A 12,865-nucleotide genomic window follows, 5' to 3' on the forward strand; every position below is an offset into this window, starting at 1 on the left:
TCTGTTTATACACACATTGTGTATGTTTATACAATTATGTTATACGATTTTGACGAGAAAGTACATGTTTACAGTAAAAAAGGAATAATAGCCCACTATTATTCCTTTTCAACCGACTTTTTCGCTTTTAATGTCTTGTGAGCCTCTTCGACAATTTGATTGATCATATCCTCAGATATTGGTGTTCCGGGCTGATCTTGCCCGCTCCAATGCAAATGAAGAAGAAATTCAATATTTCCGTCGCCGCCGGTAATCGGAGAAAATGATGCGCTTTTGCAATGATAGCCTTCCCGGGCCGCAAACTGACTGATGTCATCCAGCACAGCCCTGTGAACGAGAGGATCACGGACAATTCCTTTTTTTCCTACCGATTCCCGTCCGGCTTCAAACTGCGGTTTCACCAAAGCGATGCAGTCGCCGCCCGCCACTAAAATCGTTTTAAGCACAGGCAATATGATTTTCAGCGATATAAAAGAAACATCTATTGTTGCAAACTCCGGCAGCCCCGCCGTAAAATCGGCAGGTGTGCAATACCGGAAATTGGTGCGCTCCATCACGATGACGCGTTCATCCTGCCTCAATTTCCAAGCAAGCTGATTATAGCCGACATCGACCGCGTAAGAGCGTGCAGCTCCGTTTTGCAGGGCGCAGTCTGTAAAGCCGCCTGTTGACGAGCCGATATCGATCATCATTTTGCCGCGGACGGAAAGCTGAAATTCCTTCAATGCTTTTTCAAGCTTTAGTCCGCCTCTTGAGACGTATTTTAACGGGTTTCCTTTAATGGTTAACGGAATGGTGCGGTCAACCTTTTCACCCGGCTTGTCCAGCCTGTTTTCATTCGTGTAGACAATGCCTGCCATGACCGCTCTTTTCGCTTTTTCCCGTGTTTCCATTAACCCTCTTTCTACTAATAAAACATCGAGCCGTTCTTTTTTAGCTGTCATGATCCAATTCCTTTATGAGTCTTTACGGGGGTCAGCATCTTTATTCGTCTGATGACATCTTCTTTCGTCATGCCGATCTCTTCAAGAAGCTTTGCAACGCTTCCGTGTTCGATGAATTGATCAGGTATCCCCATCCTGTCAATCATTGGGCTGTATGACTGATGGTCATGGGCAAATTCTAGAATGGAGCTGCCGAATCCTCCTTGAAGCATAGCCTCTTCAATGGTTAAAATCGGAAGCCCTTCATGCAGAATATCCCCCAGCATTTTTTCATCAAGCGGTTTGATAAAACGGGCGTTGACCACTCTGACCGACCTTCCTTCTTTTTGAAGGTCTTCCGCAGCCGCAAGCGCCATTGGAATGGTGGTGCCGAACGTTAAAATCACCGCGTCTGTTCCAGGCCTCAACACTTCCCATGTCCCGATCGGAACCGTTTTCAGCTCTTCATCCATCTTGACGCCCAGTCCGTTTCCGCGCGGGAAGCGCATAGCGATAGGGCCGTCATCGTATTTGACTGCCGTGTTGACCATGTGCTGGCCTTCATTTTCATCTTTCGGCATCATCAGAACCAAGTTTGGAATGTGTCTTAAAAAGGCAATATCAAATACGCCCTGGTGGGTTTCGCCATCCGCACCGACAAGCCCCGCTCTGTCAATTCCGATAAATACGTTTAAATTTTGCCGGCATATGTCATGGACAACCTGGTCATAAGCGCGCTGAAGGAAGGTGGAATAGATCGCCAAAAACGGCTTCATATCCTGTGTTGCAAGACCGGCGGCCATCGTGGCGGCGTGCTGTTCTGCAATGCCGACATCAAACATTCGCTCCGGAAATTCACTCGCAAAACCTTCAAGCTTTGAACCAACCGGCATGGCCGGGGTAATGGCTACGATCCGTTCATCTTCCCGGGCAAGCCTCCGGACCGTTTCACTCACAAGCGCACTCCATGACGGAGCAGCCGCTTTCGGCTTTACGAAGTCTCCCGTATCAATCTTATAAGGGCCTGTTCCGTGCCATGTACCGGTTTTGTCGGATTCGGCAGGCTTATACCCTTTTCCTTTCTTTGTAATGACGTGAAGGAGTACAGGGCCTTTTGTTTTCTTCGCATATTGCAGGTTTTCAAACAGCTCATCGTAGGAATGTCCGTCTACAGGCCCCAAATACGTAAAACCGAGCTCTTCAAAAAACATCCCTGATACCAAAAGGTATTTCAGGCTGTCTTTGATTCTCTCAGCTGTTGCAGCAAGCTTTCCGCCAACAGCGGGAATCCGTTTGAACAAATATTCGAGCTCATCTTTCACCCATTGATATTTCCCGGCTGTACGAAGCCGTCCGAGCATGGAATGAATCGCTCCGACATTCGGAGCAATGCTCATCTCATTGTCATTTAAAATGACAATCATATCTTTTTGTTCGTGTCCGATATGGTTTAACGCTTCAAGTGCCATACCGCCCGTGAGAGCGCCGTCTCCAATGATCGGGATGATATATTCGTTTGTTCCTTTTAAGTCCCTTGCAGCTGCCATTCCCATGGCTCCGGAAAGAGAGGTTGAGCTGTGGCCTGTTTCCCAGACATCGTGTTCGCTTTCATTCCGTTTCGGAAAGCCGCACAATCCTTTATGCTGACGCAGCGTCGCAAAATCCTTTCCACGGCCGGTCAAGAGCTTGTGTACATAAGATTGATGCCCGACATCCCATAAAAATTTATCTTTCGGGCTGTTAAATTCTTTATGCAAAGCAATGGTAAGCTCAACGACGCCAAGATTCGGACCAATGTGGCCCCCAGATTCAGAAAGCGTTTCAATTAAAAAACGGCGAATCTCAGCGCTCAAGCTTTCCAATTCTTGATTTGAAAGATGTTTTAAAAACGTAGGGTCTTTTATAGATAACAGATCCAATCGGATCAACTCACTTTCAGCATGATTTCTGCAAGTATGCGCCTTGCTCATTTTTAAAGTTTATTTAAAAAGGATAGCTTCCATTTTGCCAGCTTGGATTATTATATGATGAACTCACCCTCGTGCGCAAACTTGCATATGCGGACGCTCCAGTCTGAAAAAACAGCCGCTAACACATCGTGATAACGGCGCGGCGTTTGATTGTTCAACTGTTTACAGTTTATCATAATCAGCCTTTAATGCTCAAATGGAAGCCCCGGTATTTCAATGGTCCCGGCGGGCAATCATGTCGCAGAATTCATAAAGGAGCTCTTTTTCAAGGGATAGCTCTGAAATCAGCTGTTTGGCCTGTTCAATATGTTCGTCCAGCTTTTGTTTCGCTCCTTCTAACGAAAGGATTGCCGGATAGGTTGATTTTTCATTGGTTGTGTCAGACCCGATCCGTTTGCCGATTTTATCTTCGGATCCTTCCAGATCCAACATATCGTCTCTGATTTGAAAGCCGATTCCGATATGATGGCTGAATTCGCGAAGCTTTTCAATTTCTTCTTCAGGAGCATCTGCAAGCACAGCTCCAGCAATCACGCTGAAACTGAGAAGTTTGGCCGTTTTGCCTTCATGAATCGACTGCAGCTCTTGCAGGGAAATGGATCTTGATTCCGCTTCCATGTCTAGAATCTGACCACCGACCATTCCTTCAGCTCCAGCGGCTGAAATAAGCTCATTTACAAGCCTGAGGCGTTTTTCAGCCGGCACTTCAGCCGGCATATGGGAGGTGATCAATTTAAAGCTCTCAGTCAATAATGCGTCTCCTGCAAGAACGGCCGTCGCTTCTCCAAACATTTTATGGTTTGTCGGTTTTCCCCTCCGTAAATCATCATCATCCATACAAGGCAGGTCGTCATGGATCAATGAATACGTATGGATCATTTCGACCGCACAGCCGACCGGAATTCCATTCTCTTCTTTTTTGCCGTAAGCATGAAGAAGCGCAAGCACCAAAATCGGTCTCAGCCTTTTTCCTCCTGCTTCCAAAGAATAAAGCATGGATTGTTTAAGGGTTGACGGCGCTTGCAAATCTTGAATATATAAAGGAAGGCGCTCTTCGATTAATGCTTTTCTTGTTTTTAAAAAACCATCCAGCTTAACTCTCACCTTTTTCCTCCTCCCGAACGCTGAAAGGAGCTAATTCCCCGTTTTCCCGCAAAATGTAGTCCATTTGTTTTTCGACATTCTGCAGTTTTTCGTGGCACATTTTCGAAAGAACCATGCCTTCCTGGAAATAGTCGATCGCTTTTTCCAAAGGCACGTCCCCTTCTTCTAGCTTTGATACGATCTTTTCAAGACCTTTCATGGCCTCTTCAAAGGTTAGATCTTCTTGGTTTTTCTTCTTATCTTCAGCCATTTGTTTCGCCTCTCTTTTGCTGTACTTCACAGGTCAGCGTCCCGTCGTTTAATTTAATCAGGAGTTCATCTTTTTCCTGAACCTGTTCAATACTTTTAATCAGTTCATTTTCTTTATATGTCAGACTGTACCCTCTTTCCATGACTTCGAGAGGGCTTAATGCATTCAGTTTACCAAGAACCGTTTGAAACTGCGAGTGAATCTGCTTGAGCTGCACATTCATGTTCCGTTTCAGCCGGTTTGTCTGTTCTACATGGCGCTTTTTCGCTTGTTTCAGCTGTTCTGCAGGATGAAGCATTTCCAATTTGTAAGTCTGTTCGTTCAGCTTCTGCTTTTTTCGATCTAGTGTCAGGGCAAGCTGTTTTTGAAAACGGTCAAATACGAGATCAAACTCCTGTTCCTTTTGCGCGTAAAGGCGTTTTGGATATCTGAAAGCATAAGAGGACTGAAGGTTTTTCACTCGTTCCTGCCGTTTTCTCAAATCTTGCTGCATCGTTTTCGTCATTCTTGCTTCCAGCGTTTTCAGGCGCTCCAACAAATCAAGCACATTAGGGACCGCAAGCTCTGCAGCTCCCGTCGGAGTAGCCGCGCGCAGATCAGCTGTAAAATCGCTGATTGTAAAATCCGTTTCATGCCCGACAGCGGAAATAATCGGTATGCCGGAAGAAAATATGGCTCTGGCGACAGCCTCTTCATTAAACGCCCACAGCTCTTCAATCGATCCTCCGCCGCGCCCGACAATTAATACATCGCATAATTGCCTGCGGTTGGCCTCTTCAATGCTGTTGACGATGGACTGGCTCGCATTTATTCCCTGGACGAGAGTTGGGAGGACGATGACTTTTACGAGGGGGTATCGTCTTTTAATGGTGGTGATGACATCCCGTACAGCCGCTCCTGTAGGAGAAGTGACAACACCGATGACAGATGGAAAGGCGGGGATGGTCTTTTTATGTTTTTCATCGAACAAACCTTCTTGTGAAAGCTTTTTCTTTAATTCTTCATAAGCCAGATGAAGCGCGCCGATGCCGTCGGGCTGAATTTCTTTTGCATAAAGCTGATAACTGCCGCTTGGTTCGTAGACCGAAATGCCGCCTCTTACCAACACCTTCATTCCACTTTCGGGAGTGAAGCTGAGGCTTTTGTTTTGTCTGGCAAACATGACGGCTTGGATGCGGGCATTGTCATCTTTGAGCGTAAAATAAATATGGCCTCTGCTATGTATTTTAACATTTGACAGCTCACCCTTGATCCACAGATCATCGAGATGGGGGTCGACGTCAAATTTGCGTTTAATATATTTTGTCAATGCCGTGACCGTGACAAATGATACTTCACTCATGGCACAGTCTCCTTTCTTATGCGGACACAATGAACGTTCATCCGCCAGATCAAGTCTGGCGGGTGAACGGCTTTCGCGTTATTTAAAACGTTTCGCTGATTTAACCGTGTTATGGGCCAGCATTGTGATCGTCATCGGACCGACGCCGCCCGGTACAGGTGTAATATAGGAGGCTTTTTCTTTTGCCTCGTCAAACGCCACATCTCCGGCGAGCTTTCCGTTGTCAAGACGGTTGACGCCGACATCAATGACAACGGCTCCCTCTTTGATTTGATCCGCTGTGATAAAATTGGCTTTCCCCACAGCCACAATGAGAATATCGGCTTTCTTCGTGTGCGCCGTAATATCGGCCGTTCTTGAATGGCAATATGTGACGGTTGCGTTTTCGTTCAAAAGCAGCTGACCTACCGGTTTCCCGACGATATTGCTTCTGCCGACGACAACAACCTCTTTCCCTGACAGATCGATGCCGGTTTTCTTTAACAGCTCGACGATGCCCGCAGGTGTGCAAGGCAGGAATGTATCTTCGCCAAGCAGCATCTTCCCTACGTTCAACGGATGAAAACCGTCGACATCCTTGTCAGGAGATATCCTTTCAATCACCGCTTGTTCGGAAATATGCTCCGGAAGAGGCAGCTGGACAAGAATTCCGTGAAAGTCGTCATTATTGTTGTATTGGTCAATGACCTCAAGAAGCTCCTGTTCAGAGAAGCTTGCGTCAAAATGATCCAATTGAAAACGCATCCCCATAGCCTCTGCTGCCTTTTTCTTTCCGCGTACATATGAAAGGGACGCCGGATCGTCACCAATTAAAATAACGGCCAGTCCCGGGGTAACTCCCTGTTTTTTTAGCTCTTCAACTTCCTTGGCCAGCTGCCCGCGCTTTTCTTTTGCTGTTTCTTTTCCGTCGATGATGGTTGCTGTCATTTGCTCTCCTCCTAAATTATTCAAGATCGGATTTAATGTTAGAAAGAACACCGTTTACAAACTTCGCCGACTTGTCATCCCCAAATTGTTTTGCCAGTTCGATCGCTTCGTTCATAGAGACATTGACAGGTATGTCGTTTAAAAACACCATTTCATAAGCAGATAAACGCAGAATCGCACGGTCCACATTGGCGAGCCTGTCAAGCTTCCAATTGACGAGATGGCGCGTGATCATCTCATCGATTTTTTCTCTGTTCTCTAAGACCCCGTAAACAAGCTGTTCGAAAAAAGCGTCGCTTTCCTGGCCATCAAGGGCATGCTGCATCGCTTCTATTGGTTCAATATCACTGACATCAATCTGGAATAGTGACTGCAAAGCCTTTTCTCTTGCTGTTCTTCTTTTCATTCTTACTTTTTCTCCTTTAATCCTCTTTGCTGCAGCCGCTTAAGCCACAAAGAGATCATATCATATTTTTGGTCTTTTCGCATGGAAAAATCACGGTTTTATCGGTTATAACCGAATAATAAATAAAAAATACTTTATATCATTCGTTTTTAAAACTTATTGCCATTTCTTTTATTGTTGATCGACACCGCCGGAATGATGCTTATGAAAATGATTTTTTAGAAACACGGAACATGAAAAAACCAAAGGGCCGTCATTCCCCTTGGTTCTCCCATTCAACCGCGCTACATCTCTTGATCAATTTCCACTTCTTGTGTTTTTGAATCAAATTGAATTCCAACGATGTGAATATTAATTTCATTAATCGAAAGAGCCGTCATATTGAGGAGTGTCTGGCGGATATTATCCTGGACAGCATTTGCAACTTTCGGAATGGAAACGCCGAATAACATCACACAGTATACATCAATCGTAATTCCGCCGTCAGACAGATCAACTTTGACGCCTTTTCCGTGATTCTTTTTGCCAAAGCGTTCTACAACGCCTGTTGCAAAATTGCCGCGCATCTCGGCCACGCCTTCGACTTCGGAAGCTGCGATTCCGGCAATCACCTCAATGACTTCCGGAGCGATCTCCACTTTCCCTAAATGATTTTCTTCATGGCTCATTTCCAATAAGCTGTTGTCGTCTTTCAATTTGCTCACCTCCGTAAAAATTACGACCCCATTACATCATATATTTCTAAAAACTTCGTGTTGAATTCTCCGCTTACAAATGTCTCGTGCTCAAGCAGTTTCAAATGGAAAGGTATTGTCGTATGAACACCTTCGATCACAAATTCGCTCAAAGCCCTCTTCATTCTAGAAACAGCTTCTTCCCTCGTCTGTCCGTAGGTGATGACTTTCGCAATCATGCTGTCATAATAAGGGGGAATCGAGTAGCCCGGATAAGCCGCTGAGTCCACTCTGACGCCAAGGCCGCCAGGAGGCAGGTACATCTCGATTTTCCCCGGTGAAGGCATGAAGTTTTTCTCAGGGTTTTCCGCATTTATCCGGCATTCGATCGCCCATCCGTTAAAGGTAACTTCCGCTTGTGTAAGACTTAATTTTTCGCCTGATGCCACTTTGATCTGCTCTTTGATCAAATCAACGCCTGTCACCATCTCTGTCACCGGATGCTCAACCTGAATCCGCGTGTTCATTTCCATGAAGTAAAATTTTTGCTCACGGTAGTCATAAATAAATTCGACTGTTCCCGCACCCGTATACTGAACGGCTTCCGCCGCTTTGACGGCCGCTTGGCCCATCTGTTCCCTGATCCCTTCATCCAGCGCAGGTGAAGGGGTCTCTTCCAGCAGTTTTTGCAGCCTTCTTTGGATCGAGCAGTCACGTTCACCCAAATGAATCGTGGTTCCGTGTGTGTCGGCAAGTACTTGAATCTCAACGTGTCTGAAATCTTCTATATACTTCTCAATATACACACCCGGATTTCCAAATGCTGTTGCTGCTTCCTGCTGGGTGATTTTGATTCCGTTGATCAGCTCTTCTTCTGTTCGGGCAACCCTGATACCTTTTCCGCCGCCGCCGGCAGTTGCCTTTATAATCACAGGATACCCGATATCGCGTGCTAATGAAACCGCATCTTCAATTTCTTCAATAATTCCTTTAGATCCAGGTACGATCGGAACGCCGGCCTGCTGCATCGTTTCTCTTGCAACATCTTTTGTCCCCATCTTGGAGATCGCTTCCGACGTCGGCCCTACGAATGTTACGTTTACTTCTTCGCAAAGCTCGGCAAAATCCGCGTTTTCCGCCAGGAAGCCGTAGCCCGGATGAATCGCATCCGCTCCGGTCATCTTAGCAACGCTGACGATGTTGGTGATGTTTAAGTAGCTGTCTTTTGAAAGCTTCGGTCCGATGCAGAATGCTTCATCCGCCATCTGAACATGAAGCGCCTCTCTGTCGGCCTCTGAGAAGACGGCTACCGTATCGATCCCCATTTCTTTACAAGCTCTGATAATTCTGACAGCAATTTCTCCCCGATTCGCAATTAATAGCTTTTTGATCATCTTATTGCTCCTTACTCTGCTTTTACTAAAAATAAAGGTTGTCCATATTCAACAAGCTGGCCGTTTTCAGCCAAGACTTCAACGATTTCGCCCTTTACTTCCGCTTCAATCTCATTGAATAGCTTCATCGCTTCGACAATGCAGACAACAGAAGATTCCGCAACCTTTGAACCTACGGTTACATAAGGATCAGCTTCAGGCGTAGAAGACGCATAAAACGTTCCAACCATCGGAGACGTGATTTTATGAAGGTTTCCGTTATCTTGCGCAGCTTCTTCTTTGACCGGCGCCTCTTGGACAGGTGCTTGCTTTGCCTGAACGGCAGCTTCTGCAACCGGCGCCTGAACAGGAACAGCCGGCGCTTGCTGAATGGTCTGTACAGCATTGCTCTGTTTTTTCAGCTCAACCTTCGATCCTTCGCTTTCATATGTAAATTCATTTATCGAAGATTCATCAATTAATTTTATCAATTCTCTAATTTCATCAATTTTTAACATGCTATCGCACCCCTAATGAAAAATTTATCAATGGTTATTATCAGTTAGTACTAAAAGTACATACTATATTTATCTTACAGGAGAGGAATGGCGAATTCAACTACTATCATAAGAGCGCCTCATTAGTCGGTACTTAAGACATAAAAAAACCCGCTTTCCGCAAGCGGGAAATGTTCTTATTCTGCTGGCTCAAACGTAACGGCCACATCATTCAGGTTCTTTACTTCTTTTGCGACGAGGTCAATGATATCGGTAGCAGCAGCTTTGGAATGCTCTTTCGCCTTTACCGTAATGTTGACTTTGTCGCCGTCCGCATTAACTAAAGCGTCTTTGTACCCTTTTGTTTTGATCAAGGTTTCAAGCGTTTTTTCCGTTCCTTGCGCCTCGCTGAGCTCAGTCATTTTATCGTAGGCTTCGCTTTTTTCCTTTGCTGTCGCTTTGTCGCTTCTGACAATTTCGGTTAATTCCTCTCTTTCCCTGCTGCGCTGATCGTCCATTTCCATGCGGTAGGTCGTAAATAAGTCTTCGCCCGAAGATTCTTCTGTCACAACCGCTCCATTCTCACCGCTTTGTTCGCTGGCTGACGTTTCTTTATCCTTTGTTTCTTTCCCCTCGGTTTTGCCTTTTTCGGACTCTGCACCTTTATCTTTTGCCGGCTCCTCTTTCATCGGTTTTTCTTCCTTTGGTTTTTCCTTTTCTGCGGCGACTTGTCCTTCATCATCGACCGAGACGACATTCTCTCCTTCAGGCGACATGATGTAATAAACACTCAGCACAACGACAAGACTTAACATGGTTAAAAGCCAGACCGTTTGTTTTTTCAGCATCACTTTATGAATCCTCCTTCATTTTTTTAGGGGCAACAGCGACACGATGGCTCGGAACATCAAGAACCCTTGTCACTGCTTCAATAATGGTCTTTTTTATTTGAACGTTGTCGACTCCCTGAGCGGCAACGAGAACACCTCTGATATCGGGCTTTTTCGTCTGAACGACAACCGGTGTCTCTTCCTGGCCGTTTTTGATGATGACGATTTCTTCATCGGAAGAGATTTCAGACACGGTTCGTTTTCCCCCTTGTTTGTCTGTCTCACTTGTCGATGTCTCCTGCGTTTTCTTATTTTTCTCAAACACTTTCAATGATGTCGCATCAACATTGACGATGATCGACACATCTTCTACGCCGATAATCGTTTCCAAAATCTCTTTAAGCTGATTCTCGTATTCTTGTTCATAATCTTTGATAGAGTCCTTTGGTTTGTCATCACCAGCCGGTTTAAACACTTCCTTTTCCTGGCCCTGTCCGTTGTTTTCAGGCTGAGATTTCGATGATGATACTGGCTGATCCGCTTTATCTTGGGAAGGTTCGGAAGAAAAGATCTGGCTTACCAGCATGCAGGAAACGCCGAGAACAAACAATAGCAGGAAATAGTGATATTTCGTAAGCTTTTTTCCTTCTTTCTCTTCTTTCGGGAGCAGATGCCCGATCAGCTTCTCGATCCAGTTTCTTTTATTCATCGCCGATTTTTTCTCCCCCTTCTATATGAACTGTAATCTTCTCGGGGTTCATTTCCCATATGCCTGCAAGCTGCTCTTGGATGTTCGCGGCCTCTTTCTTTTGTTCGCCGCGCTTGGACTCGTAGCTTTCCCCCGGGTTGATGTCAACTGGAGCGACGGCTTGGACCGTTTTTTCGGAAGCGGAGTTCATGAAGACTGAGACTTTCATATGTTCAGCGATGTCTTTCTCAGATTTCAAGTGTCCGTCTGAAGAGATTTTCACTTGTTCTATCATATATTTGTCATGATTGAACATCTCCTCTGCACGCTTTTTTAATTGGGCAGCCATCTGTTCTAAAATATATGCTTGTTGTGAGGCTTGTATTTCTTTTTTTTCTGAATTCAGCTGATTTTTTATTTCTCCTGATTGAACTTGTCCGTTTTTCGTCAGCTGTTCAAAGATGACGTCAGGATCTGTACGGAATAACGTGAAGATCGGATTCAGTATGACAACGATCAGCAGCAGGCTGATGACCATCTTCGCGTATTTTTGCATGCTGGAGTTCGGCAGAAGCATATCGATGACGATGGCAAGCAGAATAAATAAAATAATATTTGTGAGCCATTCCGTCAAAAATCCCACATCAGACCCTCCCCTACTTCATCATCATGGTCAGATTCCCGGCTGTAATAATGACGGTTAAGCTTAAGAAAAACATGAGAGACACAATAGCCATCGCCGCAAAAATGTAGATGACGCTTTTGCTGATGACATCAAGGCAGCTGATGACCGGGCCTCCCCCAAGCGGCTGCAAAACAGCGGCAGCTATTTTGTATATCAGCGCAAGCGAGAGGATTTTGATAGCGGGAAAAGCAGCGATGCAAATCAAGATCGCAACCCCGAGAATCCCGACGGTGTTTTTGAGCAGAAGAGAAGCGCTGATCACGGTATCTGTCGCTTCCGTAAACATGCGGCCCAATACGGGAATGAAGTTGCCGGTGATGAATTTCGCCGTCCTCAACGTGATCCCGTCCGTGACAGCAGCTGAGGCGCCCTGAACCGATATGACCCCGAGAAATACGGTTAAAAAAGCGGCCAGCGTCCCGATTGCCACATTCCTTAAAAGCTGGGCGAGCTGTGTGACTTTGTATTGCTCTGTCATGGTACTGACAATGCTCAAAATCGCTGATAAAAACAAAAGCGGCAGGACGACAAATTGGATAAACAAACCGCTTGAGTTCATTAAAAAGAGAATCACAGGATGAAAAAAGGCGGCTGAAGCAGCCCCTCCCGAGGACGCCATAAGCGCGAGAAGCAGGGGAATGAGCGATAAGATGAAGCTTGTCATGGATTGGATCGCTTCATTCGCATATGTGACAGCGATCCGAAAGCTGTTCAGCGCAAGAATGATCAGAACCATGTAAACGATCGCATAGGCGACTTTGCTGACGGTGCTTTGCTGGAACGCATTTTGCAAAAGCTGAAGCAACACGCAGAAAATGGTTAAGAGGATCAAGGTTCCGAGCAGCTTGCCTCCTGCCAGCACTTCATGGAACATGTAGGAAAAAAGCGCCTTGACCCACTCTTCAGGCGAAAAATGCTTTTCCCCCTTGACAAATTCCAGTAAACTTCCTTTTTGACTTTCAGGAAGGTGTCCGCCATAGTCTGTCATAATCTTGTTCCAAAACTCTCCGACCCGGTCGAGTTCCAGTGTTTCAGCCTGCTTTTCCGCCATCGCTTCGGCTGATTTCTCAGCTGCTCCCGCTTCAGCCTGCGGCTCTTCCCCGTCTTTTTGCACAGCTTGTACATCACGCGCTCCGAAACAGATGATTCCGATGACAAACAGCCAGAACAGAAAACGCTTCATACTCAGGAAATCC

Annotated in this window: 14 protein-coding genes; all 14 read right to left on the reverse strand. The window is 45.8% G+C overall.

What is annotated here, in order from left to right; genetic code table 11:
• Window positions 1-98 precede the first annotated feature (98 nt).
• Entirely contained in the window at window positions 99-944 is an 846-nt protein-coding gene (locus BTA30_RS13405; protein WP_076761812.1) for a TlyA family RNA methyltransferase, read from the reverse strand.
• On the reverse strand, window positions 941-2,842 hold the full coding sequence (dxs, locus tag BTA30_RS13410; protein ID WP_076761956.1) for a 1-deoxy-D-xylulose-5-phosphate synthase: 1,902 nt from the start codon (window positions 2,840-2,842) through the stop codon (window positions 941-943). Before dxs ends, BTA30_RS13405 begins: the two co-directional genes overlap by 4 nt.
• Window positions 2,843-3,106: 264 nt before the next feature.
• A complete protein-coding gene (locus BTA30_RS13415; protein WP_076761813.1) occupies window positions 3,107-3,997 on the reverse strand; it encodes a polyprenyl synthetase family protein in 891 nt (296 codons plus the stop codon).
• On the reverse strand, window positions 3,987-4,247 hold the full coding sequence (locus BTA30_RS13420; RefSeq protein ID WP_076761814.1) for an exodeoxyribonuclease VII small subunit: 261 nt from the start codon (window positions 4,245-4,247) through the stop codon (window positions 3,987-3,989). The genes BTA30_RS13415 and BTA30_RS13420 overlap by 11 nt, the downstream gene beginning before the upstream one ends.
• The gene (gene xseA, locus BTA30_RS13425; protein WP_076761815.1) at window positions 4,240-5,589 is read right to left on the reverse strand and encodes an exodeoxyribonuclease VII large subunit; all 1,350 of its coding nucleotides are present in this window, start codon (window positions 5,587-5,589) and stop codon (window positions 4,240-4,242) included. Before xseA ends, BTA30_RS13420 begins: the two co-directional genes overlap by 8 nt.
• A 78-nt stretch (window positions 5,590-5,667) precedes the next feature.
• Complete coding sequence (gene folD, locus BTA30_RS13430) at window positions 5,668-6,516, reverse strand: bifunctional methylenetetrahydrofolate dehydrogenase/methenyltetrahydrofolate cyclohydrolase FolD (protein WP_076761816.1); 849 nt, start codon at window positions 6,514-6,516, stop codon at window positions 5,668-5,670.
• Between the two features lie 16 nt (window positions 6,517-6,532).
• Window positions 6,533-6,922 carry a transcription antitermination factor NusB gene (gene nusB / locus BTA30_RS13435; protein WP_076761817.1) on the reverse strand — a complete coding sequence of 130 codons (390 nt, stop codon included), beginning with the start codon at window positions 6,920-6,922 and terminating at the stop codon, window positions 6,533-6,535.
• A gap of 284 nt (window positions 6,923-7,206) precedes the next feature.
• Window positions 7,207-7,590, reverse strand: a complete 384-nt coding sequence (locus BTA30_RS13440; RefSeq protein ID WP_076761957.1) for an Asp23/Gls24 family envelope stress response protein — start codon at window positions 7,588-7,590, stop codon at window positions 7,207-7,209.
• Window positions 7,591-7,637: 47 nt separating this feature from the next.
• Window positions 7,638-8,990, reverse strand: a complete 1,353-nt coding sequence (gene accC / locus BTA30_RS13445) for an acetyl-CoA carboxylase biotin carboxylase subunit (RefSeq protein ID WP_076761818.1) — start codon at window positions 8,988-8,990, stop codon at window positions 7,638-7,640.
• Window positions 8,991-9,001: 11 nt separating this feature from the next.
• Complete coding sequence (accB, locus tag BTA30_RS13450) at window positions 9,002-9,487, reverse strand: acetyl-CoA carboxylase biotin carboxyl carrier protein (protein ID WP_076761819.1); 486 nt, start codon at window positions 9,485-9,487, stop codon at window positions 9,002-9,004.
• A 176-nt stretch (window positions 9,488-9,663) separates the two neighbouring features.
• Window positions 9,664-10,314, reverse strand: a complete 651-nt coding sequence (locus BTA30_RS13455) for a SpoIIIAH-like family protein (protein ID WP_076761958.1) — start codon at window positions 10,312-10,314, stop codon at window positions 9,664-9,666.
• A 4-nt stretch (window positions 10,315-10,318) separates the two neighbouring features.
• Window positions 10,319-11,005, reverse strand: coding sequence for a stage III sporulation protein AG (gene spoIIIAG / locus BTA30_RS13460; RefSeq protein WP_076761820.1), 687 nt, complete (start codon window positions 11,003-11,005; stop codon window positions 10,319-10,321).
• Window positions 10,998-11,627, reverse strand: coding sequence for a stage III sporulation protein AF (spoIIIAF, locus tag BTA30_RS13465; RefSeq protein ID WP_076761821.1), 630 nt, complete (start codon window positions 11,625-11,627; stop codon window positions 10,998-11,000). Before spoIIIAF ends, spoIIIAG begins: the two co-directional genes overlap by 8 nt.
• A 13-nt stretch (window positions 11,628-11,640) precedes the next feature.
• The gene (spoIIIAE, locus tag BTA30_RS13470; RefSeq protein WP_076761822.1) at window positions 11,641-12,852 is read right to left on the reverse strand and encodes a stage III sporulation protein AE; all 1,212 of its coding nucleotides are present in this window, start codon (window positions 12,850-12,852) and stop codon (window positions 11,641-11,643) included.
• Window positions 12,853-12,865: the final 13 nt, after the last annotated feature.

Source organism: Bacillus swezeyi (assembly GCF_001969815.1).
GTDB classification, from domain to species: Bacteria; Bacillota; Bacilli; order Bacillales; family Bacillaceae; genus Bacillus; species Bacillus swezeyi.

Bases quoted from the DNA above. Each gene is read 5' to 3' on its own strand.
- BTA30_RS13405 (WP_076761812.1), bottom strand. From the start codon at position 944: ATGACAGCTAAAAAAGAACGGCTCGATGTTTTATTAGTAGAAAGAGGG.
- BTA30_RS13420 (WP_076761814.1), bottom strand. From the start codon at position 4,247: ATGGCTGAAGATAAGAAGAAAAACCAAGAAGATCTAACCTTTGAAGAG.
- xseA (WP_076761815.1), bottom strand. From the start codon at position 5,589: ATGAGTGAAGTATCATTTGTCACGGTCACGGCATTGACAAAATATATT.
- folD (WP_076761816.1), bottom strand. From the start codon at position 6,516: ATGACAGCAACCATCATCGACGGAAAAGAAACAGCAAAAGAAAAGCGC.
- nusB (WP_076761817.1), bottom strand. From the start codon at position 6,922: ATGAAAAGAAGAACAGCAAGAGAAAAGGCTTTGCAGTCACTATTCCAG.
- BTA30_RS13440 (WP_076761957.1), bottom strand. From the start codon at position 7,590: ATGAGCCATGAAGAAAATCATTTAGGGAAAGTGGAGATCGCTCCGGAA.
- accC (WP_076761818.1), bottom strand. From the start codon at position 8,990: ATGATCAAAAAGCTATTAATTGCGAATCGGGGAGAAATTGCTGTCAGA.
- accB (WP_076761819.1), bottom strand. From the start codon at position 9,487: ATGTTAAAAATTGATGAAATTAGAGAATTGATAAAATTAATTGATGAA.
- BTA30_RS13455 (WP_076761958.1), bottom strand. From the start codon at position 10,314: ATGCTGAAAAAACAAACGGTCTGGCTTTTAACCATGTTAAGTCTTGTC.
- spoIIIAG (WP_076761820.1), bottom strand. From the start codon at position 11,005: ATGAATAAAAGAAACTGGATCGAGAAGCTGATCGGGCATCTGCTCCCG.
- spoIIIAE (WP_076761822.1), bottom strand. From the start codon at position 12,852: ATGAAGCGTTTTCTGTTCTGGCTGTTTGTCATCGGAATCATCTGTTTC.